Genomic DNA, 20244 nt, shown 5'->3' on the forward strand with positions numbered 1-20244 from the left:
GAATGCGGCGCGGCTGACGCCGGCCGGCCGCGCGATCCGAAACGGCTCCGGGCTGGCGGCATGATCAGCGGCGCTCAGCGATTGGTCGGACCAGCGCCGAAAATCTCACACGCGAGTCTGACCGTTTCGGCCTGTATTGTCACTGTGTCCGTGATCGGCACCGCATAGCCTCCCGCCATGGTCACGACCAGCGCCGCGTCGCGGCGGCGGCAGGCGTCCATCACCATGCCGTCGCGCTCGGCCAGGCCTTGCGGGCTCAAGGCCAGCCGGCCCAGGCGGTCGCCGCGGTAGGGGTCGGCGCCGGCCAGATAGCACACCAGGTCGGGCCTGGCTCGAGCGAACAAGTCCGGCACCGCGCGCTCCAGCGCGCCAAGATAATCTCCGTCTTCCGTTCCGTCCGGCAGGTCGATGTCCCAGTCGCTGTCTACGCGGCTGAAGGGAAAGTTGCGCGCGCCATGCATGGAAAAGGTGAAGATGCGGGGCTCGCCGGCGGCGATGGCGGCGGTGCCGTCGCCCTGATGGACGTCAAGATCCAGGATCAGGACGCGGCGGACGAGGCCTTCCGCCAGCATCAGCATCGACGCCACCGCGATGTCGTTGAATACGCAAAAGCCGCTGCCGCGATCCGGCCCCGCATGGTGAGTGCCGCCGGCCAGGTTGACGCCGCAGCCTTCCAGCAGAGCCGCGCGGCTGGCCGCCACGGTGGCGCCGACCGAGCGGCGGCTGCGTTCGGCCAGCTCCGGGGACCAGGGCAAGCCGATCTCCCGTTGGCCGGCGGCGTCCAGCGTGCCGTTCAGCACCGCGTCAACATAGTCCGGATGATGAGCGTGCAGCAGCTCGCCGCGGGTCGCCGCCGGCGCCGTTTCCATCCGGTCGGCGGCGAAGGCCGATACCCGCTCGGCCAGCAGCCGGTATTTCTCCGCGGGAAAACGGTGGCCTGCCGGCAGGGGCAGCGCAAACTGGTCGGTCCGGTAGATGCGCATCGCGCCGGCCTACAGCGCTTTCACCAGACTGAAACGGGGCATCTGGCGGCCTTCATGCTCCACCATTTCCTCAAACATCCCGGCGGGGCGGGCCCACAGGCCGTAGTCGCCATACAGCGCGCGGTACATCACCAGCGGCTCCCGGGTTTCCGAGTGTTCGGCGGTGCCGAGAACCTGATAAAGCTGGCGGTTGCGGTAATGCTGATAGATTCCTGGCGCTGTCATGCGGGGCTCCTCCTGTGTATTGACCGGCGGGTGGGCGAGGATGCCGCAGCGTGGCCGGAGCGTCAAGAATCGCCGCTGCTCCAGTTGTAAACTCGAAAGTCGCGGTCCAGCACGAAGCCCAGGTTCTCATACAAGCGCTGCGCGTTCAGGTTGTCATGCGCGGTCAGGAGCATGATCTCGCCGCCGCCCATGTCCCGCGCGTATTGCTGGCAGCGCAGGATCAGCAACTTGCCGACGCCATGCCGGCGCGCGTCGGCGGCGACGTAAAGGTCGTGCAGCATCCAGCAGGGGCGTAGCGACAGCGAGGAAAATCCGGCATACATCAGCGCAAAACCCACGGCTGCCCCATCGCGCTTGGCCAGAAAGGCCACGGCCTGGCGGCGGCGCAGCCGTTCGCTCAGGTATTCCCGGCATTGTCCCGGCGATTGATGGACCCGGTAGAAATCCAGGTAGGCGGCGAACAGCGGCAGCCAGTCTGAGACCGACTCCGGGGTGGCGATGCTCAATTGTATGTCCATCTACAATCTCCGTGATGGCTGGGCGGCGCTGGGGTACAATAACGCCCTTTTTCAGCAGGTTAGACAATGAAGCTGGTGCTTGCCCCGATGGAGGGCCTGGTTGACGATGTGATGCGCGACGTGCTGACCCGCGTGGGCGGCATCGATCTATGCGTGACCGAATTCGTGCGCGTCACCTCCGTGCTGCTACCCGCGCGCACCTTCATGAGGCTGGCGCCGGAGCTCGACAATCAAGGCAATACCCAGGCCGGCGTGCCGGTGCGGGTGCAGTTGCTGGGCTCCGACGCTTCTTGCCTGGCCGAGAACGGCGCCAAAGCGGCAAGCCTGGGGGCACCCGGGGTAGACCTGAATTTCGGCTGCCCTGCTCCCACGGTCAACCGCCACCGCGGCGGGGCGGTTTTGCTCAAGGAGCCGGAACTGCTGCACCAGATTGTAGCCGCGGTTCGCCGCGCTGTGCCGTCGGCGGTGCCGGTGACGGCCAAGATGCGGCTGGGATTCGAGGACAAGAGCCTGGCGCTCGAGTGCGCGCAGGCGATAGCCGGCGCCGGCGCCGACGAGTTGACCGTTCACGGCCGCACCAAGTTGGAAGGATACAAGCCGCCAGCCCACTGGGACTGGATCGCGCGCATCCGCGAAAGCGTGGACATCCCGGTGACGGCAAATGGCGAAGTCTGGACGATGGCGGACTACCGCGCGATACGGGAAGAGAGCGGCTGCGACACGGTGATGATAGGCCGCGGGCTGGTGGCCTGTCCGGATCTGGCGCGGCGCATCGCTGCCGGTGGTTCGGCCGAACCCATGCCCTGGAGCGAGATGATGCCGTGGGTGCTTGAATTCTTCCGGATGTGCCGGCAGAAATCTGGGGAAGAGCGTTATCCGGCGGCCAGACTCAAGCAGTGGCTGGGCTTGCTCAAGCGCACCTGGCCGGAGGCCGAACAGTTGTTTGAAGCGGTAAGGCGCGAGCAAGAGTCTGAAAAGATAGAGAATATTCTGATTGCAAGGCAAGTTAAGTAAATATACTCATACCGCAATGCGGAAACAGTTGCTAACATCAAAACGCGTGCTGCTTTGGTAAAGTAGCGCGCTGTAACATCTGCCGGCCTGCCTGGCTGCAGATCTTACACTTCCCCGATACCTTGCACCCCTCCCTCACGGGAGGGATTTTTTTATCCGCAATCATGAACTAATAATTAGAAAAAATCATGTCGGAACAAGCATGGACACCCCACCCGCTGTCAGTTGGCTGGAAAAGCTGATCCCCGCTGTCTGGTATGGCTCCTTGACAGTCTTTGTCGCGATTGCCGCGGCCCTCTCCATTTTGCTGTACATAACCCATGCCGACAGCCGAAAACGCGTGCTGAGCACATTGCTGATCGCGCTGATCGGCTTGCTGGTGGTCAATGTCAGCCCTCCGACCGAGTCCGGGCAGTGGGTGAGGCAGACTGCCGTGATCGTGCTGGGCCTGGCCATGATCCGGCTATGGGCGATGCTGCTGTTCCGCCTGTTGCTGCCGGTGCTGCGCATCCATCCGCCCCGCATCCTGGAGGAAATCCTGGTGGTGCTGGGCTATATCGCCTGGGGTTTGGTGCTGCTGAGGCTCGCGGGCCTGGATTTGAGCCATATCGTCACGACATCCGCCGTCATCACCGCCGTGCTGGCTTTCGCGATGCAGGATACGCTGGGCAATATTCTGGCGGGCTTGTCCCTGCAAATAGACAATTCTGTGGAGATCGGCGACTGGATCAAGAGCGGAGATCTGGTGGGCAGGGTGGTGGAGATCAACTGGCGCGCCACTTCCGTGGAAACGCGCAATTGGGAGACGGTGGTGGTTCCCAACAGCGTGTTGATGAAGAACCACTTCTCCATCCTGGGCAAGCGGCGCGGCAATCCGCAGCAGTGGCGGCGCTGGGTCTGGTTCAATATCAATTGGGATACGCTGCCGACGCAGATCATCGGCGTGGTGGAGAAATCGCTGCGCGAGGCGCAATTGCCTGGAGTCGCGGCGACGCCCGCGCCCAATTGCATACTAATGGGCTTTGAGAATGGCTATACCCGCTACGCGGTGCGTTACTGGCTGACCGATCTTGCCGCCGACGACTATACCGACTCCATTGTCCGCACCCATATCGACGCCGCGTTGCGGCGCCATAATCTGCGCATGGCCTCGCCTTACTACAATGTGCTGACCATCAAGGAAAACGAGAAATACATCGAGGCGCGGATGAAGCGGCACCTGGAGGAGCGGGTGCTGGCACTGAGAAAAGTGGAGCTGCTGTCTAGCTTGAACGACGAGGAAATGGTGGTGCTGGCCGACCAGCTCAAATTCACCCCCTTCGTCACCGGCGACATCATCATGCACCAGGGGGCGGTGGCGCACTGGCTTTACATCATGCTGTCGGGCGAGGTCGAGGTGTGGGTGGAAATGCCGGACAGCGGCCGCAAACTGGTGGATGTGCTGAAGTCGGGCAGTTTTTTCGGCGAAATGGGATTGATGACCGGCGAGTCGCGTTCCAGCACGGTGATCGCGCGTTCCAATGTCGAATGCCTGAGGCTGGACAAGGATGCGTTCCAATCCATCCTGGTGTCGCGCAAGGAGTTGGCTGAAACCATTTCCGCCATCCTGGCGCAACGGCTGGAAGAGCAGCGCAACCGCGCGCCGGACTCGGCGCTGGATGCGGAAGGCGATGCGCCGAGGCGGGCCGAGCTGGTGGATCGCATCCGCAGCTTTTTTGGATTGAACAAGCATTGAAGCGCGCCGCAGGTAGCAAAGGCCTGGCTCGCGATGTTTCTCGGACCTGTGGCAGATGATTCCGTTGTCGCCGCCCGGCGAGAGGCTTGCCGGTGGCTTGTCAGGCGGCCTCGCGCTGCGCGCCTAGAGATGTGCGCCGCGTAGATCAGGCGCGAGAATGAGTGGGTGTTGCGCAGAGCGGCGCGCCATGGCGCGGCTCGGCGAGGGATGTGATGAGGCCGAAATCAGACAAACTGGACCGGCACGAAAAAGTCCCGTCCGGTGCGGCTGATCAGCACCTGAGGCTGGCCGGCGATCATCGCGCGGTAAGGACGGGGCAGGCGCTTCCAGTCGTTGAACTTCATCTTGATGCTGTCGTTGAGCTTTCCCATTGCAGTCTCCTTCGCGCTAGTCCACTTTGTGGATGACATTGGTCACCACGCCCCAGATATGAAACGACGAGTCTTCCGGCACTTCTATCGGCTGGTAGGCCGGGTTCTCCGGCAGCAGGCGGATGCCTTGCGGGCCGCGCTCCAGCCGCTTGACCGTCAGTTCGCCGTTCAGTACGGCCACCACCACCTTGCCGTTGCGCGGCTCGCGGCCGCGCTCCACCAGCAGCAGGTCGCCGTCGTGTATGCCGGCGCCCTGCATCGAATCGCCCTTGACCTTGACCATGAAGGTGTCGCCGGGGCGGCTGACCAGATGGGTGTTGAGGTCGATGTCGGCTTCTTTCAGGTCGTCCGCCGCCACCGGAGACCCCGCTGGCACGCTGCCGGCGAACAGCGGCAGCGACAACTCGCTCAGCTGCGCGCCCAGCGTGCGGAAGTCGAATGCCTGCGCGCTGTTGGCGGTGCGCCAGCTGCGATAATCGTCCAGCCATTGCTGCAGGATGGGCTTTAGCGGCTCCGGCACGCGCAGGGCGACGGTCTTGTCGCCGCCGAAGACGGACTTGCGGCCGGCGCCTGAGCGTTTGCCGCCGCGCTGTTTGGGCTTGTCGGTTTCCATGATTTGATTTTGTACAATATCAAATGGAATTGCAAGGATTGCGTCCGACATGCTGGTTTGCAGGAAGGGAAAGCCTGGGAAATCAGGCATGCGGCTGTGGGGTTCAGGCCACAGTCCGCATGTTGGGTGACTGGGTTTGGGCTAATGGTAGCTCAGTTCGTCCGTCGTCTTGCCATGGAAGATGCGGTAGACGAAGGCGGTGTAGGCGGCTATCGCCGGCAGCACGACGATGGCGACCACCAGTATCGCCCATAGCGCCTCGGCATCGCTCGCGGCCTGCCAGATCGATAGATGTTCAATCACGATGTCGGGGAAGATGCTGTAGGCCAAGCCCCAGGACGCTAGCAGCACGATGGCCACGCATAACGCAAACGGCGTCCAGCAATAGCGGTCGTCGCCGAGCGCTTGGCGCTTGGCCAGTTTCGGCAGCAGCCACCACAGCAGGGCGGATAACAGGCTGGCCGTCAGCGGCAGCGGAATCAGCAGCAGGAAATGCGGCAGGACAAACCATTTGGCGGCGATGGACGGGCTGGCTAACGGGGTGGCAATCGATACCAGCGCGGCCGCCAGGCTGGTTGCCAGCAGCGCGCGTCCGGCCCAGCCGTAGGCGCGCGCCTGCAATGGGCCGCTTGTTTTCAGTATCAGCCAGCAGGCGCCTAGCAGGGCGTATCCGGCGCATAAGCCGGCGGCGCAGAGCCAGGCAAAGGTCCAGGCGCCCCAGCCGTTGGCGAAGCCGGTCAGGTAGCGGCCCAGCATCAGGCCCTGCATGGCTGATGCCATCAAGGCGCCGGCGAAGAAGGCGGCATCCCACCAGGCCTTGTGCCCATCGGGCGCCTTGGCCCGGAAGTCGAAGGCGACGCCGCGAATGATCAGCCCGCCCAGCATCAGGGCCAGCGGCTGATACAGCTCGTAAGACACCAATGAGTTCGCCGCGGGGAAGGCCGAAAGCAGCAGGCCGATGCCCAGTACCAGCCACGTTTCGTTGGCATCCCAGAAGGGGCCGATGGTGGCGATCATGCGGTTTTTGTCGGCGCGCTCCACGCTGGGCAGGAGCAGGCCTATGCCAAGGTCGTAGCCGTCCAGGATGACGTAAATGATCATCACCAGGACGAGCAGGCCGGCGAAGATGATGGGAAGCCAGTAATCTAGCGGCATGCGAACTTCTCCTGTTTTTCTTGGAGCCGCGGCGAGCCTGTCGGACAGGCCGCCTTCTTGGCCATGTGAAACAAGCCTGCCACGTAGGCGGCGATCAGCGCGGCATACAGCGCCAGATACATGGTCAGGCTGGACATGAGCATGGCTGGCGTGGCGCCGCCAGCGGCTTCTGCTGTGGTGAGCACCCCATTGACCAGCCAGGGTTGGCGGCCGATTTCGGAGACATACCAACCGGCCAGGGTGGCGATCCAGCCGGAGAAGGTCATCAAGGTCAATATGCGAAGCGTTGCACTCGACAGCGTGCCGCGCTTTCTCAACTGCCAGGCGGCCAGCCAGGACGTGAGAAACATCAGGGTGCCGACGCCCACCATGGCGCGAAAGCTCCAGAACACTTTTGCCACCGGCGGATGCTGGGCAAACTCGTTAATCCCCTTGATTTCGCCGGTGGTCTCGTGGGTCAGGATCAAGCTGGCCAGGCCGGGAATGCCCAGCGCATGGTCGTTGCTGTGCGTGTCTTCGTCAGGCAGGGCGAATACCAGCAGCGGGGCGGATCGCTCGGTGCGCCAGACGCCCTCCATCGCCGCCAGTTTGGCCGGTTGCACTTCGCGGGTTTTCAGGCCGTGCAAGTCTCCCGCCACAAACTGCAGCGGAATCAGCAGGGCGGCGGCGTAGACGCCGGTTTTCAGCGCCAGCCGGTTGCCTTCGCTGGCGTCGCCGTTCAGTCGGCGATAGGCCGACAGGCCAGCCAGCAGAAACGCCTCGGTGAGGCCGGACGCGATGAGCATGTGCGCGAAGCGGTATGGCGCAGAGGGGTTGAAGATCACATCGAACCAGCTGGCCACCACGGCATGGCCATTGACCATCTTGAAACCCGCCGGCGTCTGCATCCAGGAGTTCAGCGTCAGAATCCAGAACGTGGACAGCGTATTGCCGAACGCCACCAACAGGGTGGCTAGGGTATGGGCTCGTTCGGACAGCCGCGAGCGCCCGAACAGCATAACGCCGAGAAACGTGGCTTCCAGGAAGAAGGCGGTGAGGATCTCGTAGGACAGCAAGGGTCCGGCAACATTGCCGACCACTCGCATGAAACCAGGCCAGTTGGTGCCAAACTGGAAGCTCATGGTGGCGCCGCTCACCACGCCCAGCGCGAACGATAGCGCGAATACCTTGATCCAGAAGGCGTAGGCGTCCATCCAGCCCTGACGGCCGGTTTGGGTATAGCGCAGCTTGAAGAACAGCAGCAGCCAGCCCAGCGCGACATTGATGCTGGGAAAGAGAATATGGAAGCTGATATTGGCGCCGAATTGCAGGCGCGCCAGTGTCAGCGCATCGAATCCGTTCATGGGTTCTCCCGGGGCGTCGGCGTCATGAGGTGAAGTCCCATGCGCGCGGACGCAAAAATGGCCGGACCCGCCGCAGTGAGCGGTTCCGGCCATCGTGTTGCGATTTATGGTGGAGGCGTCGAGGGCGCTTACTTGGCGAAGTGCCGGCGCAGCCAGTAGTCGGCGCTGATGTAGCGTCCGCCGCCGTAGAAGAACAGCACCAGCAGCATGATGAAGTAGGTGGCGGCGAACTCGATGCCGTTATTCAGGATCACCGGGTCGCCCAGTTCGGTGATGTAGTTGTATCGGCCTGGGAAGTTCTCGGCCAGCCAGGACAGAAATCCGGCCAGGCGCTGGCTGGATTCCATGCTTTTGTCGGCGATGGCCAGCCAGCCGCGCGGCAAGTGCACCATGGCGCTGGCGGCGCTCATCAGCACCATCATCGGGATGGCCATGACGCGGGTGAACAAGCCTAGCGCGATGCATAGCAGCCCCAATACCTCGGTAGCCGCCGCCAGGAAGGCAAACGCCACCGGAAACGGCAGGCCAAGGCCGCCCTCGCTGGCCGGCGCGCCGAACCAGGCGACCGCTGCGCTGAACCCGACAACCTTCGAATGGGCGCCGACATAGATCACCGGCAGCAGGTAGAGGCGGATGCCCAGCAGGGCGATGAAGTCATATTGTTTGCAGGCGGCAACCGCCCGGTCGAATCCGTTCATTATTTTGGCAATCATTTTCATACTCCTTGTGTCGCGGCCGGGCGGCGCGGTCCTCCGTTCATGGATGCCATGCTCGGCTGGCGTGTTTGGACCAGTCCGGTAGCGATGGCGTCAAGCAACCATTGGCGCAGCGGCGCCGCGTCCGCCATCGCGCAGGCGGCTTTCAGCGACGCGTAACCGCGCGGCGTCTCCAGCCCGGCTAACACATGGCGGTCGAAACGGTTCAAAGGTTTTTGGCGCACCTGGTGGCGGGCATCGCGGAAAATGGCGAATGCGCCTGACAGGCCCGCCGCTTTCAGATCCAGCTCGATGCAGGTCAGCGTGGGATTGAGCGACAGGACGGCATCGTCGAGCGGCTCCCCGCTTGGCGGCTCGACCACGGCTGGGTCGATCTCCGCTTTCAGCAGCACCCACTCGTACTCCAGGCATTGCCGCAGCGCGGCGGGCGCAGTGGGTTGCATGAAAACCAGAAACTCGGTGGCGATGTGGTGGAATTCCGGCGCGCTGGCCGAGTGGTGAGCCAGAAAGTCATCTACCTGCCGGCGCAGGGTGGCGGCGTCGACCTGGCTGACGTACAGCGGAAATACGTGCTTCACCACCTCCTCGATATTGCTGCGCAGGAAATCCCGGTACAGCTTGATGGCCGGTGTGATCTCGCCGGCATCGGTTTGGGGCGCGCGCAGCAGTCGGTTGAAGCGCCGGCCCGCCTCCAGCGTTGAATGGGCGTTCATGACATATCCTTTCTGCTCAGGCGGCCTGAGGCGCAGGCTGGCCTATCCATTTGCGCAGCCCGATCGCTTCGTCTCGCAGCTCAGGCCAGCCTGGAATGTGGTTGTCCCGTTCCAGCACCAGTGGCCGCGGGCCGTGCAGGGCTACAGTCTGTCGCGCCAGTTCAAGCACCTCGCCGCATACCGCGGCGCCGTGGGTATCGATCAGCACGCCATCGTCGCCGCGCCAGTGGCCGGCGATATGGAAGTAGCGGATGGCCGGCGACGGCAGGCTGGCGATAAAGCCTTGCGGGTCGTAGCCATGATTGGCGGCGTTGACGTAGACATTGTTGATGTCCAGCAGCATCTGGCAGCCGCTTTGCTCGAGGACGCGGCGGATGAAAACGGCCTCGTCCATTTGGCCGGCATGGCAGTGGTAGTAGCTGATGTTTTCCAGCACCAGCGGCCGCTGCAGAATGTCCTGCGCCTGTTTGATCTTGGCCGCGATCCGCTCCGCCATTTCCTTGCAGCGCGGTATGGGCAGCAGATCGTACAAATAGCCCTGCCGGTCGCGGGAGTAGCTCAGGTGGTCGCTGTAGATGTCTATCCGGTAACGATCGAGAAAGCGCTTCACCCGCGCCAGGAAGTCCGTATCCAGCGGCAGCGTGTCGCCTATCGACAGGCTGAGGCCATGGGCGACCAGCGGGTACTTTTCCGATAGCCGCTCAAGCTGCTCGCGTTTGCGGCCGCCGACGTCCAGCCAGTTTTCCACCGTCAGTTCCAGAAAGTCGATGCCAGGCTGCGGATCTTGATCGGCCAGCCATTGCGCGTGCTCGGCGCGCAGCCCGACGCCGATGGCTGTGGGGCTTATTGACCGCATACCCCCTCCACCATCTTGCAGCGGGGCGGAACAGGTTGTATGCCTTGTCCGGTCTTGCCGCATTTGCCATCGCGGGCGCGTACCAGCTGGTCTTGCGGGTCGTGCTGGATGTCGGCCTTCTCGTACATTTTCACCGTGCCGCATTTGCCGCTGGCGCATTTGCCGCCGTTGCCGCTTTCGCTTTGCACCGTTTTTGCGGGCTGAGAAGGCTCGGCCAGCACAGGTTCGGCGTTCAGGCCGATCAGCGATGTCATGGCAATGGAAAGAATGATCTGGTTTTTCATATTGGCCTCACGGAATTCAGGTTTTTTGGAAGTCAGCGCACTGGGAAGCACGACAGGTCGCGGCTGGCGTATATCGGGCCGGAGTAGAGTTTCCGAATGATCCGGATGGATTGATCCTTCACCCGCAGGCTTTTGCCCATGAAGTGGTTCAGCACCAGCTGTTTGGGTTTTACCGCTGCGGCGATGCGGCCGATGGCGGACGGTTTGGCGTGCAGGAAAGCTGAGGCCGGGTCGGCCTGTTCGTCGATGGCCAGCGGCATCACCAGGATGTCAGCGTTTTTGGCGAATTCGAGGAAGTTGGGATTGTTGCCGTTCTGATCGGCGGAGATCACGATGCGGCCGTCGGGCGTATCGATGCGATACGCGAGCGCCGGCACCTTGCCGTGAGGAATGCCAAGCGCGCTGATGGTAATGCCGTCTTTGTCGTATACCTTGGTGGGCATTGCCTTGTCGTAATCCACATCGGCGAGTTTCACTTTCAGCGGAATGTCCCCGCTGCCGGAATAGATTCCCGACAGGTAGGCGTAGGCGCCGTTTTTGGCATTGAACTGGGCATGCATGAAGCCGCTCAGACTGGGGAAGCCCGCGCCGCCGGTCGGGCCCGCGATATCAATCTGGTGCGGCGCGCGGAAAAAATAGCTGCCCTTCAGCAAGGCAGGCAGGTCGGTGACATGGTCGGTGTGGAAATGGGTCAGGCCGATGAAGCTGACATCCTCAAGCCGGGCGCCGGATTGGCCAAAGCGGAGGTAGGCTCCGCCGCCGGCATCGATCAGCGCCACCGGCTTGTTCTTCCACCAGATCAGCGAGGCGGATGAGGCTCTGCCATCGTCGGAAATGGGGCCGCCAGACCCCAACAGCTGTAGCGTGTAACGCTTGTTTTCACATTGGGTTGGGCTGGCGGCCGCCGCGGCGGCCGCGCAGGCCAGGCTGAGCGACGCAACGAGCATGCGGATTTTCATTTTCGTACTCCTTGGCTGGGCGCGGCGTCAGAATGGGGCATGAGGCAGCAAGTACGCTTCAAAGTACATTTTTCCTTGATTTAAGCTGAATTTTCTGCATTTTTGCTGATGATGCTGACGATTGCGCCTTGATGATGGTCAAAGCTTATCATTGATCATGTATTGATATAATTTATATATTTAATATAAATAAGTAGTATTTCTAATATTTTGACCCATAGCCCATCGGTATCCGCGCTTGTCAGGGCTTCATGCGATTATTAATATACGTTTCATATATTTTTTGCTTACTGGAGGCGAGCCATGGGCATCGTCAAAATTTCCGAGCAGATGCATGACAATCTGCGTACCGCCAGCGAGGCGCTGAGCCGCTCCATCAATTCCCAGGCCGAGCACTGGCTGCGCATCGGCATGCTGGCCGAGCTGAATCCGGATCTGCGCTACCGCGAGATCTGCCAGTTGCTGCTGCAGGCGGGACAAGATGGCTGCGGCCTGGATTTGCGCCGACAGGCGGAGGCGGCGCGATGAGCAAGGTGACGATCAAATCCCCGGCCGAAGTGGCCAAGGCGCGCGAAGCCGGCAAGCTGGTGGCGGAGCTGCTGGCGATGATAGGCGAGCACGTGAAGCCCGGCGTCAGCACCGAGGAGCTGGACGCGCGCTGCCACGAATACATCGTCAAGGTGCAGAAAGCCAAGCCGGCCAATGTCGGCTATTACGGCTATCCCAAGACCATCTGCTCATCGGTCAATCAGGTGGTGTGCCACGGCATTCCGTCGGAGAAGCAGATTCTGCGCGACGGCGACATCGTCAATATCGACGTGGCGGTGATCAAGAATGGTTGGCATGGCGACAGCAGCCGGATGTATTTCGTCGGCGCGCCATCGCCCGAGGCGAAGCGCTTGGTGGACGTCTGCTATGACGCCACTCGCGCCGGCATCCGCGCGGTGCGGCCAGGCGCCACGCTGGGCGACGTCGGCCATGCGATCCAGACTCTCACCGAGGCGGCAGGCTTCAGCGTGGTGCGCGAGTATTGCGGCCACGGCATAGGCAAGGTCTACCACGAAGAGCCCGAGGTGCTGCACTACGGCAGGCCCGGGGCGGGACTGAAACTGAGGCCGGGGATGGTGTTCACCATCGAGCCGATGATCAACGCCGGCAAGGCCGGCACCCGCCAATTGGGCGACGGCTGGACCGTGGTGACGCAGGACGGGTCCTGGTCGGCGCAGTGGGAGCACATGGTGGCGGTGACCGACCACGGCTTCGAAGTGCTGACGCCGTGGCCGGACGGCCTGGGCGATTATCCGGCGATAGCCTGATCCATGGCGCGCTCGGAACGCTTGCTGGAATTGCTGCAGTTGCTGCGCCGCCATCGCCGGCCGGTGACGGCTCAGACGCTGGCCGAAGAGCTGGGCATCAGCGTGCGCACCGTTTACCGGGATATCGCCAGCCTGCAGCTGCAGGGCGCGGATATCGCCGGCGAGCCGGGAATCGGCTATCTGCTGCGCCCGGGCTTCCTGCTGCCGCCTCTGATGTTCGCCGAAGAAGAGATCGAGGCGCTGGTGCTGGGCATGCGCTGGGTGGAGAAGCGGGCCGACTCCCGGCTTGCCCGCGCCGCCGGCAATGCGCTGGCCAAGGTGGCGGCCGTGTTGCCCGACGATCTGAGGTGGCGGCTGGAGGATGAGACGCTGCTGGTGGGCCCGGCCGCGGCGCCGGCCATCGAGGTGGACATGGCCGCGCTGCGCGACGCCATCCGCCGCCAGTGCAAGCTGGAACTACGGTATCGGGACGCTGACGGCGGCGACAGCCGGCGGGTGGTGTGGCCATTCGCGCTAGGCTTTTTCGAGAAGACGCAGGTGCTGGCCGCCTGGTGCGAACTGCGCCAGGACTTCCGCCATTTCCGCTGCGACAGGATACGGCAGTGCGACAGCCTGGACCAACGCTATCCGCGCCGCCGCCAGGTTTTGCTGAAGGAGTGGCGGCTCCAGCTGGGCATCGCCGTCGACGCGTCTTGACCCCAGGCGCTCAGCGTCGGCGGTGCTCGGCCGCGTGCTGAGCCAGATAGGCGTCCAGGTCGGCTCCGCCGATGTCCAGGGCCGCCAGGATCTCCGCCATGAAGCTCACCGGGGCGGTGCCCGGCGCGGTGACGACGCCCTGATCTCCGACGGCATGGGGCACATCCTGGTAGAGGCTGGCGCCGGCATAGCCGGGCAGCGCCAGGTTCGCCGCAGAATTGGAAGTGTGGCGCACGCGGCTCAGCACGCCGGCCTGTGCCAAGACGCGGGTGCCGTCGCAAATCCCCGCGACGACGGCGCCGCCGGCCCAGGCGGCGGCAACCAGGCCGGCGATGTCCGGCGCCTGCGGGGTTTGCCAGATGGTGCCGCCGCAAACGATCAGCAGGTCCAGCCGCTCAAGCTGGATGGTCTCCACCGCCAGATGGGGCGTGACCATCAGGCCGCTGGAGGAAATGACGGGCTTGCCGCCGGGCGCGGCGAAGCTGATGTCGAAGCCGTAATAGCCGCGGGCTGAGGAGTTGATCAGCGCGGTTTCCCAGTCGGAAAAATTTTCTGTGATGATGGTGATGGCGCGTTTCATCGGATTGCCTTGGTAGGTTTGGAAACGAATCCCGGACCCGGCGGGTCTTGCGGGTTGCCCAAAGATAATCGATGCCGCTGCCAGTTCCTGTCAGTAGTCTTTTCCACCCGAGTGGCAGCCCTGGAATGGCGGCTGCGCGGGCATTCCCAGGCTACGCGCCAGGCTGCCAGCCGGTCTGTTCCGCCCATTGCTCGGCCGCGAGATAGATCAGGTCCACCGCGGGGTCCTTCACGTCCGGGTAGCTGTCCGGGTCGGCCAAGCTTGCAGCCAAGCGCCGTTTCAGCTCGCCGTAAGCCGCGGCGCTTGCCGGATAGGCGCGCAGATAGTCGCGGAACAGCAGGGCGTAGCGCTGATTGGCCGCGCCCACCCGCCGCACATGGATGTGGGCGCGGCGTTCGCCCTCCTGCTCGCGGAAGAAGAACTTGCGCCATTGCTCGCCGACATCGTCGAATCCGGGCGGCAAGTGGTCGCGGTTGAATGGCTTAAGGGCGAAGCCGGCGTCGCTCAGGCTTTGGGGAACGTTCTCGTCCAGTTCCGCCACCGTGATCTGAACGTCGATCACATCCTTGGCTGCCAGACCGGGCACCGAGGTGGAGCCGATATGGTCGATTCTCAGGGCCAGGCTCCCCAGCGCGGCGCGCAATCTCTCCGCGATGGCTTCGAACTCGTCCGCCCAGCGCATTTGATGCGGGATGATGGTGACCGTTTCAGTCATGTTTGAGCAATTCAGAGAAGTGATGGGCGACGATGTCCATATTGCGGTTCAGGTAGAAACGGTGGGCGCGGTGGCGCTGCACGCCGGAGTCCAGGTGGATTTCGCCGCAGCCTTCGGCCACGGCCAGCTGGCGCAGCCAAGCCATCATTGCCGCGCCGTGGCCGCGTGAACGTATGGTTTCATCGGTGGCGAGGTCGTCGATATACAAGCTCTTGCCGGCGACCAGCGTGCGCTGGATGCGGAAACCGGCCACGCAGGCGATGGCGTCGCCGTTCCGCAGATAGGCCAGTTGATAGCCTTCGGCCATCTGGGCGCGCACCGTTGCGACGAAGGCGTCTGCCTGCAGATGCGGCCGCAGTTGCCGCATCACGGCGAAGCAATGCTCTATTTCCTGGTCTTGCCGGGCGAGTTGGATCATCGTTTCTTCCTATCCGATGTGGCTGTACATCCAGAAGTCCCGCGAGGGGCCGCGCACCTTGCGGTAACTGCGCAGCAGGCCTTCGCGTTGAAAGCCCGCACGCTCCAGCACGCGGATGGAGCGTGCATTTTCCGGCAGCGCTGTGGCTTGGATGCGGGCCAGGCCGATATGGCCGTGTCCCCATTCCAGCAGGCTGGCGCAAGCGGCCGTGGCGATGCCGCGGCCCCAAGCCGCGGGGGACAGATCATACGCCATTTCCTCGCTGGCATTGACCGAGGAGGCGGTATGGAAGCCGATGGTCCCGAGCAGGCGGTCGCCAGCGCGGCCGGCGATGGCGAAGCGCAGCGCGCTGGCCTCGGTGAACTGCTCCGGCTGCCAGGCGTAGTGTTCCAGCTCGGACTGGGCCCGCACGTTCCAGCTGATGTGCTCGAACACCTGCGGCAGTGTCAGGTAGTCGTACCAGGCCAGGACATTGTCAGGATACAGCGGGCGCAGGATGGCATCAGGGTGGTCCAGTACGGGCATTTCGGTGAACAACATGGTTTTGCCTTTGAGATGCGAATCAATGGCGGCAATGCTCGGCGATGAAGCCGGCGATTGAATCCCGCGTGGCTTGCGGCGCTTCCTGGTGCGGGCTGTGGCCGCAGTTCGGCAGCATCAGCTGGCGGCCGTTCTGCGTTTTGCCGGCAATGGCGTCGAGCTGCGCCGCGCTGCCATATTGGTCATGCTCGCCTTGCAAGGCCAGCGTCGGGCAGGATATCGAGGGCAACGCGTATTCGATGTTCCAGGAGGCGAATCCGGGACTGAGCCAAGTGTCGGCCCAAGCGTGGAACAGCGGTTCCGTTTTGTCGCCGTGAAATCGGGCCAAGCCGGTCAGCTTGCCGGCATCCCAGGCTTCCCTAGCCCGCCGGATGCCGGCAAGCGTGATGCCTTCGACAAAGACATGGGCGGCCAGGGTGACGACGGCCTTGAGCCTTGGACTCTGCTCGGCCGCATGCAGCAGCGCGATGCTGCCGCCATCCGAGTGTCCGATCAAAATGTAGTCGCGCTCAGGCAGCAGCGCCTCCAATACGGATGGCAGTTCGTTCAACGCATACTCATGGAGGTAGTGGATGGTGCGCGTGCGATCCAATGGCGCGGACCGGCCATAGCCTTGGCGGTCATACACCAGGCCGGCGAGACCGGTCGCCTCGCACAACTGGCTGGGGAAGGCTCCCCACATCGCGTCGCAGCCCAGCCCTTCATGCAGGAAGACCAGGCAGGGTTGCGCCGTATCGCCTGCTATTTGGCGGTGATGATGCCGCATGCCAGCTCTCCTTCACCAAATGCTCAACCTTGCCGGCGCTTCCAGTCATCGGTCAGCTGGCCGGCGTAGCCACAGTCTTCCTCAGCGATTTCCTGGATCACGATGTGGGTGTGCCCGGGCTTCTTGCCCAGATGGCGGACCAGCGAGTCGGTGATGTCTTTCACCAGCGCGGCTTTCTGTTCGCGCGTGGCGCCGGCGGTGATCTGCACGTTGACGTAGGGCATGGGTTGGCTCCTTCAGTTTGGGGAAAGGTCGATGGCGTAGAAATACTCGGTCGAGCCATCCTTGTTTACGCCGGCCAGTTCGCCTGCTCCCTGTGGCTTTGCAGCCAGGCCAGACAAGCCAGGATTGGCGCGAGGGGGCCACTATCTGGGAGGTAGTCCTGTGAATTGACTGTTGTTTGCAGCCGGGATGATCATATTGTCATAATCGCAAAACATTCACTACTGACAAAAACTGACAGCAGCTTGGCTTAGCATGACTGCATGCCGAAACGAGTTCGGCGTTCACTCAAGGAGAGCAGTCATGCAACACCCCGATTTTGTGATTCTGTACGTGGACCAGCCGGCGCGCAGCGCGGATTTCTATTCACGCTTGTTCGATTTGCAGCCTATCGAGTTGTCGCCGACCTTTGCGATGTTCAAGTTCGCGTCCGGCATGCGGCTGGGCTTGTGGTCTCGGCACACGGCGGAGCCTGCCGCCGAGATGATGGGCGGAGGCGGGGAGTTGATCGTGCAGATGGAGGACTTCGCCGCGCTGGATGCTTGCCTCGCCGACTGGCGGGCGCAGGGGCTGCGCATTCTGCAACCCATCACGGATATGGATTTTGGCCGTACCTTCACGGCGCTGGATCCGGATGGCCACCGCTTGCGGGCCTATGTGCGGATGGAATGAAAACAGGCCGGTCTTGGCCGGCCCAAGGATTACGGCTGCTGCGCGGGCTTAATCGTTGTGGAAGCAGCGGCCGCACACGGCGCGATAGCGCGCCTCGCCGCCGATTTCCACTTGCGGGCCTTCCTTCACCCGTTGGCCCGCGCCGTCGATGCGGATATGCATCGTCGCCTTGCGGCCGCAATGGCAGATGGTCTTGATCTCTTCCACGTCGTCGGCCAGCGACAGCAGCCAGGCCGAGCCGGGGAAGGGATGGCCCTGGAAGTCGGTGCGCAAGCCGAAGCAGATCACCGGTATATTGCGGTTGTGCGCCAGTCGGTGCACTTGCTGCGCCTGCTCAGGCGTCATGAACTGGGCTTCGTCCACCAGAACGCAGGCGGTGTCGCCGTAATCGTGAGCCAGGAAATCGAAACCGGCGTCGAAGGTGTTGGATTCCCGCTGGATGTTCAACCGCGAGGTGATCAGGCCCACGCCGTAGCGGTCGTCGATGGCGCTGGTGTACAGCGCCACCTTCTTGTCCATCGATTCGTAGTTGTTGGCGATCTGCAGCAGCTGGGTGCTTTTGCCGCTGTTCATCGCGGCGTATCGGAAAAACAGTTTGGCCATGCTAGAGGTATGGATACGGGTGCCGGGGCGCGCAGCATACCATGACGCGCCCGGCTTGTGAGGGCCGCTGAATGCCGAAACTGTTCCGTTCCGCGTAGGGCTTTATTTCAACGCTGCTCGTTTGCAACGGAAAGGCCGCAATATGATTCGGCAAAACTTGACGACTGCCGCGCCCGGCGTGGTCAACGGCGGTTTCCCATCGCCGCGTTTTCCGCACAAGGGGGGTTATCGACAGTGCCAGCCATCTTGAGTCGTGTTTTCTTCATTGGATTGATCGCCTGCTTCGCCGGGGGCGGCGACGCCAGCGCCTCCGCAATCACGGTAAGCGCCGCGCCGGTTGCTAGCCTGGCCGATGGCCGCGTCGGCGCCTTCGCGTTCGAATCCGTCACGCCGTGGCAGATCATGGATTTCGTGAAACGCGCGCCCGCGGACAAGGCGATGGTGACGGGCATGCTGTCATTGCCGCAGCAGGCGCAAGGCCCGGTTCCCGCCATCGTGATCCTGCATGGCAGCAGCGGCATCAATCCGGGGGAGTGGATGTGGGCCAAGCGGATGAACGAGTTGGGGTACGCCAGCTTCGTCGTCGACAGTTTCTCGGGGCGGAATATCGTGGAGACCGAGAAAGACCAGACGCGGCTGTCGATGGCGGTGGATATCGCGGACGCCTACTCGGCCTTGCGGCTGCTGGCGTCGCATCCGGCGATCGACCCCAGGCGGATCGCGGTGATGGGGTTTTCGCGCGGCGGCGTCGCCGCGCTCTATTCGTCGTTGGAGCCATTCCGAAAGGGCGTCATCGATGACGATCTGCGCTTCGCCGCGCATGTCGCGTTCTACCCCAGCTGCGGCATCCACTATGCGTCGGATCATCTGGATGGAGCGCCCGTCCTGATGCTGCTTGGCGGCAAGGACGACTACACGCCTGCCGCGCCTTGCCTTGACTATGCCGATGCTTTGAAGGCCAAGGGCGCGCGGGTGACGGTGAAGGTCTATTCCGACGCCTACCATGCCTTCGACCGGTTCACGCCGCTGCGCGCCATCCCGAGCGCGACCAGCGCCAGGCTGTGCCATGGCGAGTACGATCTGGACTCGGGCCGATTCACCATGGCTGCCGGCAATGGCGTCGTGTCCGGAGGCGAGGCGAAGATCGCGGCGCAGGCATGCCTGAGCAGGGGCGTCACCATAGGCGGGGACCCTGTCGGGCGCGAGCAATCGCCGGCGCTGGTCGCCGGCTTCCTGCAATCGGCGTTTGCTGCGGAGCGATAGAAACCGGTACCCAAACCCGCATTTTGGTCGGCTGGAGGCCCTGCGAGCGGCCTCCAGCCCGATGTGTGCCCATCTGCCTTCAAAAGAAACTGGCGATCTCGTCCAAAGGCTTCTTGCCGATATTGGGCACCATGCAATCGTCCGCCGGATAGCCGACCACCAGCAGGATGTAGGGCTTCTCGTGGGAGGGGCGGTCCAGCAACTGATTGAGGAAGTTCATCGGGCTGGGCGTATGGGTGAGGGTGGCGAGGCCGGCGTGGTGCAGCGCGGCGATCAGGAAGCCGGCGGCGATCGATACCGACTCCGGCACGTAGTAGTTCTTGATCTCGCCGCCGTCGTCCAGCACGGTCTTTTTCTGGCCGAAGATGGCGATCAGGTAAGGCGCGGTTTCCAGAAAAGGCTTGTCGGCGTCGGTGCCCAGCGGCGCCAGCGCGTCCTTCCATTCCTGCGGCGCGCGGTGTGTATAGAATTCGCGCTCCTCGGTTTCCGCGCCTTCCCGTATCTTCCGTTTCAGTTCCGGATCTTCGACGACGGCGAAATGCCAGGGCTGGTGGTTGGCGCCGGATGGCGCGGTGCCGGCGGCGCGCAGCGCGTTCTCTATCACTTCGCGCGGGATCGGCTGGCTGGTGAATTCGCGCACGGTTTTGCGGCGGCGGATGTCGGCGTAGAAGGCGCGGGAGCGCTCCACCATCTCCGCTTCCGGATAGCGCTGGAAACTGCTTAGCGGGATGAAGGCCGGCTGGCCCTGGTTGAATGGCAATCTGCTCATGACGGCTCCTGTTGGTGGGAGTAGCGTTGCCGGGGCTCGAACCGGCAGCTTGGGCGGCGGCGGGGTTTTCCATGCCGAGGTGCAATCGGCAAACAAACGATTCCGTCGCTTTCGAAGGACATCATGGCAGCGGCTCCCATTGAAATGCAATCAGCATTATGCATTTGAGAAGCTGAATGTCATGTAGTTTTATTTCAAA

General features: G+C 63.0%; 27 protein-coding genes. 7 read left to right on the plus strand and 20 right to left on the minus strand.

Annotated elements, in window-relative coordinates; translation table 11 throughout:
- Window positions 1–74: 74 nt before the first annotated feature.
- The 3 genes from VL52_RS07530 to VL52_RS07540 form a co-directional block, all read right to left on the minus strand.
- Complete coding sequence (locus tag VL52_RS07530) at window positions 75–983, minus strand: histone deacetylase family protein (RefSeq protein WP_046156467.1); 909 nt, start codon at window positions 981–983, stop codon at window positions 75–77.
- Between the two features lie 9 nt (window positions 984–992).
- A complete protein-coding gene (locus VL52_RS07535; RefSeq protein WP_021476789.1) occupies window positions 993–1208 on the minus strand; it encodes a DUF1653 domain-containing protein in 216 nt (71 codons plus the stop codon).
- Between the two features lie 62 nt (window positions 1209–1270).
- On the minus strand, window positions 1271–1726 hold the full coding sequence (locus VL52_RS07540; protein WP_052729209.1) for a GNAT family N-acetyltransferase: 456 nt from the start codon (window positions 1724–1726) through the stop codon (window positions 1271–1273).
- Between the two features lie 66 nt (window positions 1727–1792).
- On the opposite strand from VL52_RS07540, the gene VL52_RS07545 reads away from it, so the two are divergent.
- Window positions 1793–2740 (plus strand): tRNA dihydrouridine synthase, encoded by a 948-nt coding sequence (locus tag VL52_RS07545; protein ID WP_046156468.1) that lies wholly within the window; start codon window positions 1793–1795, stop codon window positions 2738–2740.
- Between the two features lie 202 nt (window positions 2741–2942).
- The gene (locus VL52_RS07550; protein WP_070978507.1) at window positions 2943–4475 is read left to right on the plus strand and encodes a mechanosensitive ion channel family protein; all 1533 of its coding nucleotides are present in this window, start codon (window positions 2943–2945) and stop codon (window positions 4473–4475) included.
- Window positions 4476–4699: 224 nt separating this feature from the next.
- Here the strand turns inward: VL52_RS07550 and VL52_RS25185 are convergent, their stop codons facing one another.
- The 9 genes from VL52_RS25185 to VL52_RS07590 form a co-directional block, all read right to left on the minus strand.
- Window positions 4700–4846 carry a hypothetical protein gene (locus tag VL52_RS25185; RefSeq protein ID WP_021476793.1) on the minus strand — a complete coding sequence of 49 codons (147 nt, stop codon included), beginning with the start codon at window positions 4844–4846 and terminating at the stop codon, window positions 4700–4702.
- A 16-nt stretch (window positions 4847–4862) separates the two neighbouring features.
- Window positions 4863–5459 (minus strand): LexA family protein, encoded by a 597-nt coding sequence (locus VL52_RS07555; RefSeq protein ID WP_046156469.1) that lies wholly within the window; start codon window positions 5457–5459, stop codon window positions 4863–4865.
- A gap of 141 nt (window positions 5460–5600) precedes the next feature.
- Window positions 5601–6614, minus strand: a complete 1014-nt coding sequence (locus tag VL52_RS07560; RefSeq protein ID WP_046156470.1) for a cytochrome d ubiquinol oxidase subunit II — start codon at window positions 6612–6614, stop codon at window positions 5601–5603.
- Window positions 6605–7957, minus strand: coding sequence for a cytochrome ubiquinol oxidase subunit I (locus VL52_RS07565; RefSeq protein ID WP_046156471.1), 1353 nt, complete (start codon window positions 7955–7957; stop codon window positions 6605–6607). The genes VL52_RS07560 and VL52_RS07565 overlap by 10 nt, the downstream gene beginning before the upstream one ends.
- Before the next feature lie 128 nt (window positions 7958–8085).
- A complete protein-coding gene (locus tag VL52_RS07570) occupies window positions 8086–8670 on the minus strand; it encodes an HvfX family Cu-binding RiPP maturation protein (RefSeq protein WP_046156472.1) in 585 nt (194 codons plus the stop codon).
- A 2-nt stretch (window positions 8671–8672) separates the two neighbouring features.
- Window positions 8673–9386, minus strand: a complete 714-nt coding sequence (locus VL52_RS23205) for an HvfC/BufC family peptide modification chaperone (protein ID WP_052729211.1) — start codon at window positions 9384–9386, stop codon at window positions 8673–8675.
- Window positions 9387–9402: 16 nt separating this feature from the next.
- Window positions 9403–10242 carry an MbnB/TglH/ChrH family RiPP precursor modification enzyme gene (locus VL52_RS07580; RefSeq protein WP_046156473.1) on the minus strand — a complete coding sequence of 280 codons (840 nt, stop codon included), beginning with the start codon at window positions 10240–10242 and terminating at the stop codon, window positions 9403–9405.
- Window positions 10230–10526 (minus strand): hypothetical protein, encoded by a 297-nt coding sequence (locus VL52_RS07585; RefSeq protein ID WP_046156474.1) that lies wholly within the window; start codon window positions 10524–10526, stop codon window positions 10230–10232. Before VL52_RS07585 ends, VL52_RS07580 begins: the two co-directional genes overlap by 13 nt.
- A 32-nt stretch (window positions 10527–10558) precedes the next feature.
- The gene (locus VL52_RS07590) at window positions 10559–11485 is read right to left on the minus strand and encodes an MBL fold metallo-hydrolase (RefSeq protein ID WP_046156475.1); all 927 of its coding nucleotides are present in this window, start codon (window positions 11483–11485) and stop codon (window positions 10559–10561) included.
- Window positions 11486–11788: 303 nt separating this feature from the next.
- On the opposite strand from VL52_RS07590, the gene VL52_RS07595 reads away from it, so the two are divergent.
- From VL52_RS07595 to VL52_RS07605, 3 genes are read left to right on the plus strand one after another with little or no spacing between them, the layout of a single operon-like run.
- A complete protein-coding gene (locus tag VL52_RS07595) occupies window positions 11789–12013 on the plus strand; it encodes a ParD-like family protein (protein ID WP_046156476.1) in 225 nt (74 codons plus the stop codon).
- On the plus strand, window positions 12010–12801 hold the full coding sequence (map, locus tag VL52_RS07600; RefSeq protein ID WP_021476799.1) for a type I methionyl aminopeptidase: 792 nt from the start codon (window positions 12010–12012) through the stop codon (window positions 12799–12801). Before VL52_RS07595 ends, map begins: the two co-directional genes overlap by 4 nt.
- Before the next feature lie 3 nt (window positions 12802–12804).
- On the plus strand, window positions 12805–13497 hold the full coding sequence (locus VL52_RS07605) for a helix-turn-helix transcriptional regulator (RefSeq protein WP_046156477.1): 693 nt from the start codon (window positions 12805–12807) through the stop codon (window positions 13495–13497).
- Between the two features lie 10 nt (window positions 13498–13507).
- On the opposite strand, the gene VL52_RS07610 is transcribed toward VL52_RS07605, so the two are convergent.
- The 6 genes from VL52_RS07610 to VL52_RS07635 form a co-directional block, all read right to left on the minus strand.
- Window positions 13508–14077 (minus strand): DJ-1/PfpI family protein, encoded by a 570-nt coding sequence (locus VL52_RS07610; protein WP_046156478.1) that lies wholly within the window; start codon window positions 14075–14077, stop codon window positions 13508–13510.
- Between the two features lie 151 nt (window positions 14078–14228).
- Complete coding sequence (locus VL52_RS07615) at window positions 14229–14792, minus strand: GrpB family protein (RefSeq protein ID WP_046156479.1); 564 nt, start codon at window positions 14790–14792, stop codon at window positions 14229–14231.
- Window positions 14785–15210 carry a GNAT family N-acetyltransferase gene (locus VL52_RS07620; protein ID WP_046156480.1) on the minus strand — a complete coding sequence of 142 codons (426 nt, stop codon included), beginning with the start codon at window positions 15208–15210 and terminating at the stop codon, window positions 14785–14787. Before VL52_RS07620 ends, VL52_RS07615 begins: the two co-directional genes overlap by 8 nt.
- 9 nt (window positions 15211–15219) lie before the next feature.
- On the minus strand, window positions 15220–15750 hold the full coding sequence (locus VL52_RS07625) for a GNAT family N-acetyltransferase (RefSeq protein ID WP_046156481.1): 531 nt from the start codon (window positions 15748–15750) through the stop codon (window positions 15220–15222).
- A 22-nt stretch (window positions 15751–15772) separates the two neighbouring features.
- The gene (locus VL52_RS07630; protein WP_046156482.1) at window positions 15773–16516 is read right to left on the minus strand and encodes an alpha/beta fold hydrolase; all 744 of its coding nucleotides are present in this window, start codon (window positions 16514–16516) and stop codon (window positions 15773–15775) included.
- 23 nt (window positions 16517–16539) lie between these two features.
- Entirely contained in the window at window positions 16540–16740 is a 201-nt protein-coding gene (locus VL52_RS07635; RefSeq protein WP_046156483.1) for a tautomerase family protein, read from the minus strand.
- 301 nt (window positions 16741–17041) lie between these two features.
- Here VL52_RS07635 and VL52_RS07640 point away from each other — a divergent pair, with 301 nt between their 5' ends.
- Entirely contained in the window at window positions 17042–17410 is a 369-nt protein-coding gene (locus VL52_RS07640; RefSeq protein ID WP_046156484.1) for a VOC family protein, read from the plus strand.
- Window positions 17411–17458: 48 nt separating this feature from the next.
- On the opposite strand, the gene VL52_RS07645 is transcribed toward VL52_RS07640, so the two are convergent.
- Complete coding sequence (locus VL52_RS07645) at window positions 17459–18013, minus strand: thymidine kinase (RefSeq protein WP_046156485.1); 555 nt, start codon at window positions 18011–18013, stop codon at window positions 17459–17461.
- A 234-nt stretch (window positions 18014–18247) separates the two neighbouring features.
- On the opposite strand from VL52_RS07645, the gene VL52_RS07650 reads away from it, so the two are divergent.
- On the plus strand, window positions 18248–19276 hold the full coding sequence (locus VL52_RS07650) for a dienelactone hydrolase family protein (protein ID WP_144410186.1): 1029 nt from the start codon (window positions 18248–18250) through the stop codon (window positions 19274–19276).
- Between the two features lie 79 nt (window positions 19277–19355).
- Here VL52_RS07650 and VL52_RS07655 read toward each other — a convergent pair whose 3' ends face one another.
- The gene (locus tag VL52_RS07655) at window positions 19356–20045 is read right to left on the minus strand and encodes a nitroreductase family protein (RefSeq protein ID WP_046156486.1); all 690 of its coding nucleotides are present in this window, start codon (window positions 20043–20045) and stop codon (window positions 19356–19358) included.
- Window positions 20046–20244: the final 199 nt, after the last annotated feature.

Source organism: Chromobacterium vaccinii (assembly GCF_000971335.1).
Taxonomy (GTDB): domain Bacteria; phylum Pseudomonadota; class Gammaproteobacteria; order Burkholderiales; family Chromobacteriaceae; genus Chromobacterium; species Chromobacterium vaccinii.

Excerpts from the sequence above, each read along its gene's own strand:
- VL52_RS07590 (WP_046156475.1), bottom strand. The coding sequence starts at position 11,485 with ATGAAAATCCGCATGCTCGTTGCGTCGCTCAGCCTGGCCTGCGCGGCC.
- VL52_RS07640 (WP_046156484.1), top strand. The coding sequence starts at position 17,042 with ATGCAACACCCCGATTTTGTGATTCTGTACGTGGACCAGCCGGCGCGC.
- VL52_RS07545 (WP_046156468.1), top strand. The coding sequence starts at position 1,793 with ATGAAGCTGGTGCTTGCCCCGATGGAGGGCCTGGTTGACGATGTGATG.
- VL52_RS23205 (WP_052729211.1), bottom strand. The coding sequence starts at position 9,386 with ATGAACGCCCATTCAACGCTGGAGGCGGGCCGGCGCTTCAACCGACTG.
- VL52_RS07615 (WP_046156479.1), bottom strand. The coding sequence starts at position 14,792 with ATGACTGAAACGGTCACCATCATCCCGCATCAAATGCGCTGGGCGGAC.
- VL52_RS07645 (WP_046156485.1), bottom strand. The coding sequence starts at position 18,013 with ATGGCCAAACTGTTTTTCCGATACGCCGCGATGAACAGCGGCAAAAGC.
- VL52_RS07635 (WP_046156483.1), bottom strand. The coding sequence starts at position 16,740 with ATGCCCTACGTCAACGTGCAGATCACCGCCGGCGCCACGCGCGAACAG.
- VL52_RS07535 (WP_021476789.1), bottom strand. The coding sequence starts at position 1,208 with ATGACAGCGCCAGGAATCTATCAGCATTACCGCAACCGCCAGCTTTAT.
- VL52_RS07620 (WP_046156480.1), bottom strand. The coding sequence starts at position 15,210 with ATGATCCAACTCGCCCGGCAAGACCAGGAAATAGAGCATTGCTTCGCC.
- VL52_RS25185 (WP_021476793.1), bottom strand. The coding sequence starts at position 4,846 with ATGGGAAAGCTCAACGACAGCATCAAGATGAAGTTCAACGACTGGAAG.
- VL52_RS07560 (WP_046156470.1), bottom strand. The coding sequence starts at position 6,614 with ATGCCGCTAGATTACTGGCTTCCCATCATCTTCGCCGGCCTGCTCGTC.
- VL52_RS07580 (WP_046156473.1), bottom strand. The coding sequence starts at position 10,242 with ATGCGGTCAATAAGCCCCACAGCCATCGGCGTCGGGCTGCGCGCCGAG.
- VL52_RS07630 (WP_046156482.1), bottom strand. The coding sequence starts at position 16,516 with ATGCGGCATCATCACCGCCAAATAGCAGGCGATACGGCGCAACCCTGC.
- VL52_RS07625 (WP_046156481.1), bottom strand. The coding sequence starts at position 15,750 with ATGTTGTTCACCGAAATGCCCGTACTGGACCACCCTGATGCCATCCTG.
- VL52_RS07530 (WP_046156467.1), bottom strand. The coding sequence starts at position 983 with ATGCGCATCTACCGGACCGACCAGTTTGCGCTGCCCCTGCCGGCAGGC.
- VL52_RS07570 (WP_046156472.1), bottom strand. The coding sequence starts at position 8,670 with ATGATTGCCAAAATAATGAACGGATTCGACCGGGCGGTTGCCGCCTGC.
- VL52_RS07605 (WP_046156477.1), top strand. The coding sequence starts at position 12,805 with ATGGCGCGCTCGGAACGCTTGCTGGAATTGCTGCAGTTGCTGCGCCGC.
- VL52_RS07555 (WP_046156469.1), bottom strand. The coding sequence starts at position 5,459 with ATGGAAACCGACAAGCCCAAACAGCGCGGCGGCAAACGCTCAGGCGCC.
- map (WP_021476799.1), top strand. The coding sequence starts at position 12,010 with ATGAGCAAGGTGACGATCAAATCCCCGGCCGAAGTGGCCAAGGCGCGC.
- VL52_RS07610 (WP_046156478.1), bottom strand. The coding sequence starts at position 14,077 with ATGAAACGCGCCATCACCATCATCACAGAAAATTTTTCCGACTGGGAA.
- VL52_RS07540 (WP_052729209.1), bottom strand. The coding sequence starts at position 1,726 with ATGGACATACAATTGAGCATCGCCACCCCGGAGTCGGTCTCAGACTGG.
- VL52_RS07565 (WP_046156471.1), bottom strand. The coding sequence starts at position 7,957 with ATGAACGGATTCGATGCGCTGACACTGGCGCGCCTGCAATTCGGCGCC.
- VL52_RS07585 (WP_046156474.1), bottom strand. The coding sequence starts at position 10,526 with ATGAAAAACCAGATCATTCTTTCCATTGCCATGACATCGCTGATCGGC.
- VL52_RS07595 (WP_046156476.1), top strand. The coding sequence starts at position 11,789 with ATGGGCATCGTCAAAATTTCCGAGCAGATGCATGACAATCTGCGTACC.
- VL52_RS07655 (WP_046156486.1), bottom strand. The coding sequence starts at position 20,045 with ATGAGCAGATTGCCATTCAACCAGGGCCAGCCGGCCTTCATCCCGCTA.
- VL52_RS07550 (WP_070978507.1), top strand. The coding sequence starts at position 2,943 with ATGGACACCCCACCCGCTGTCAGTTGGCTGGAAAAGCTGATCCCCGCT.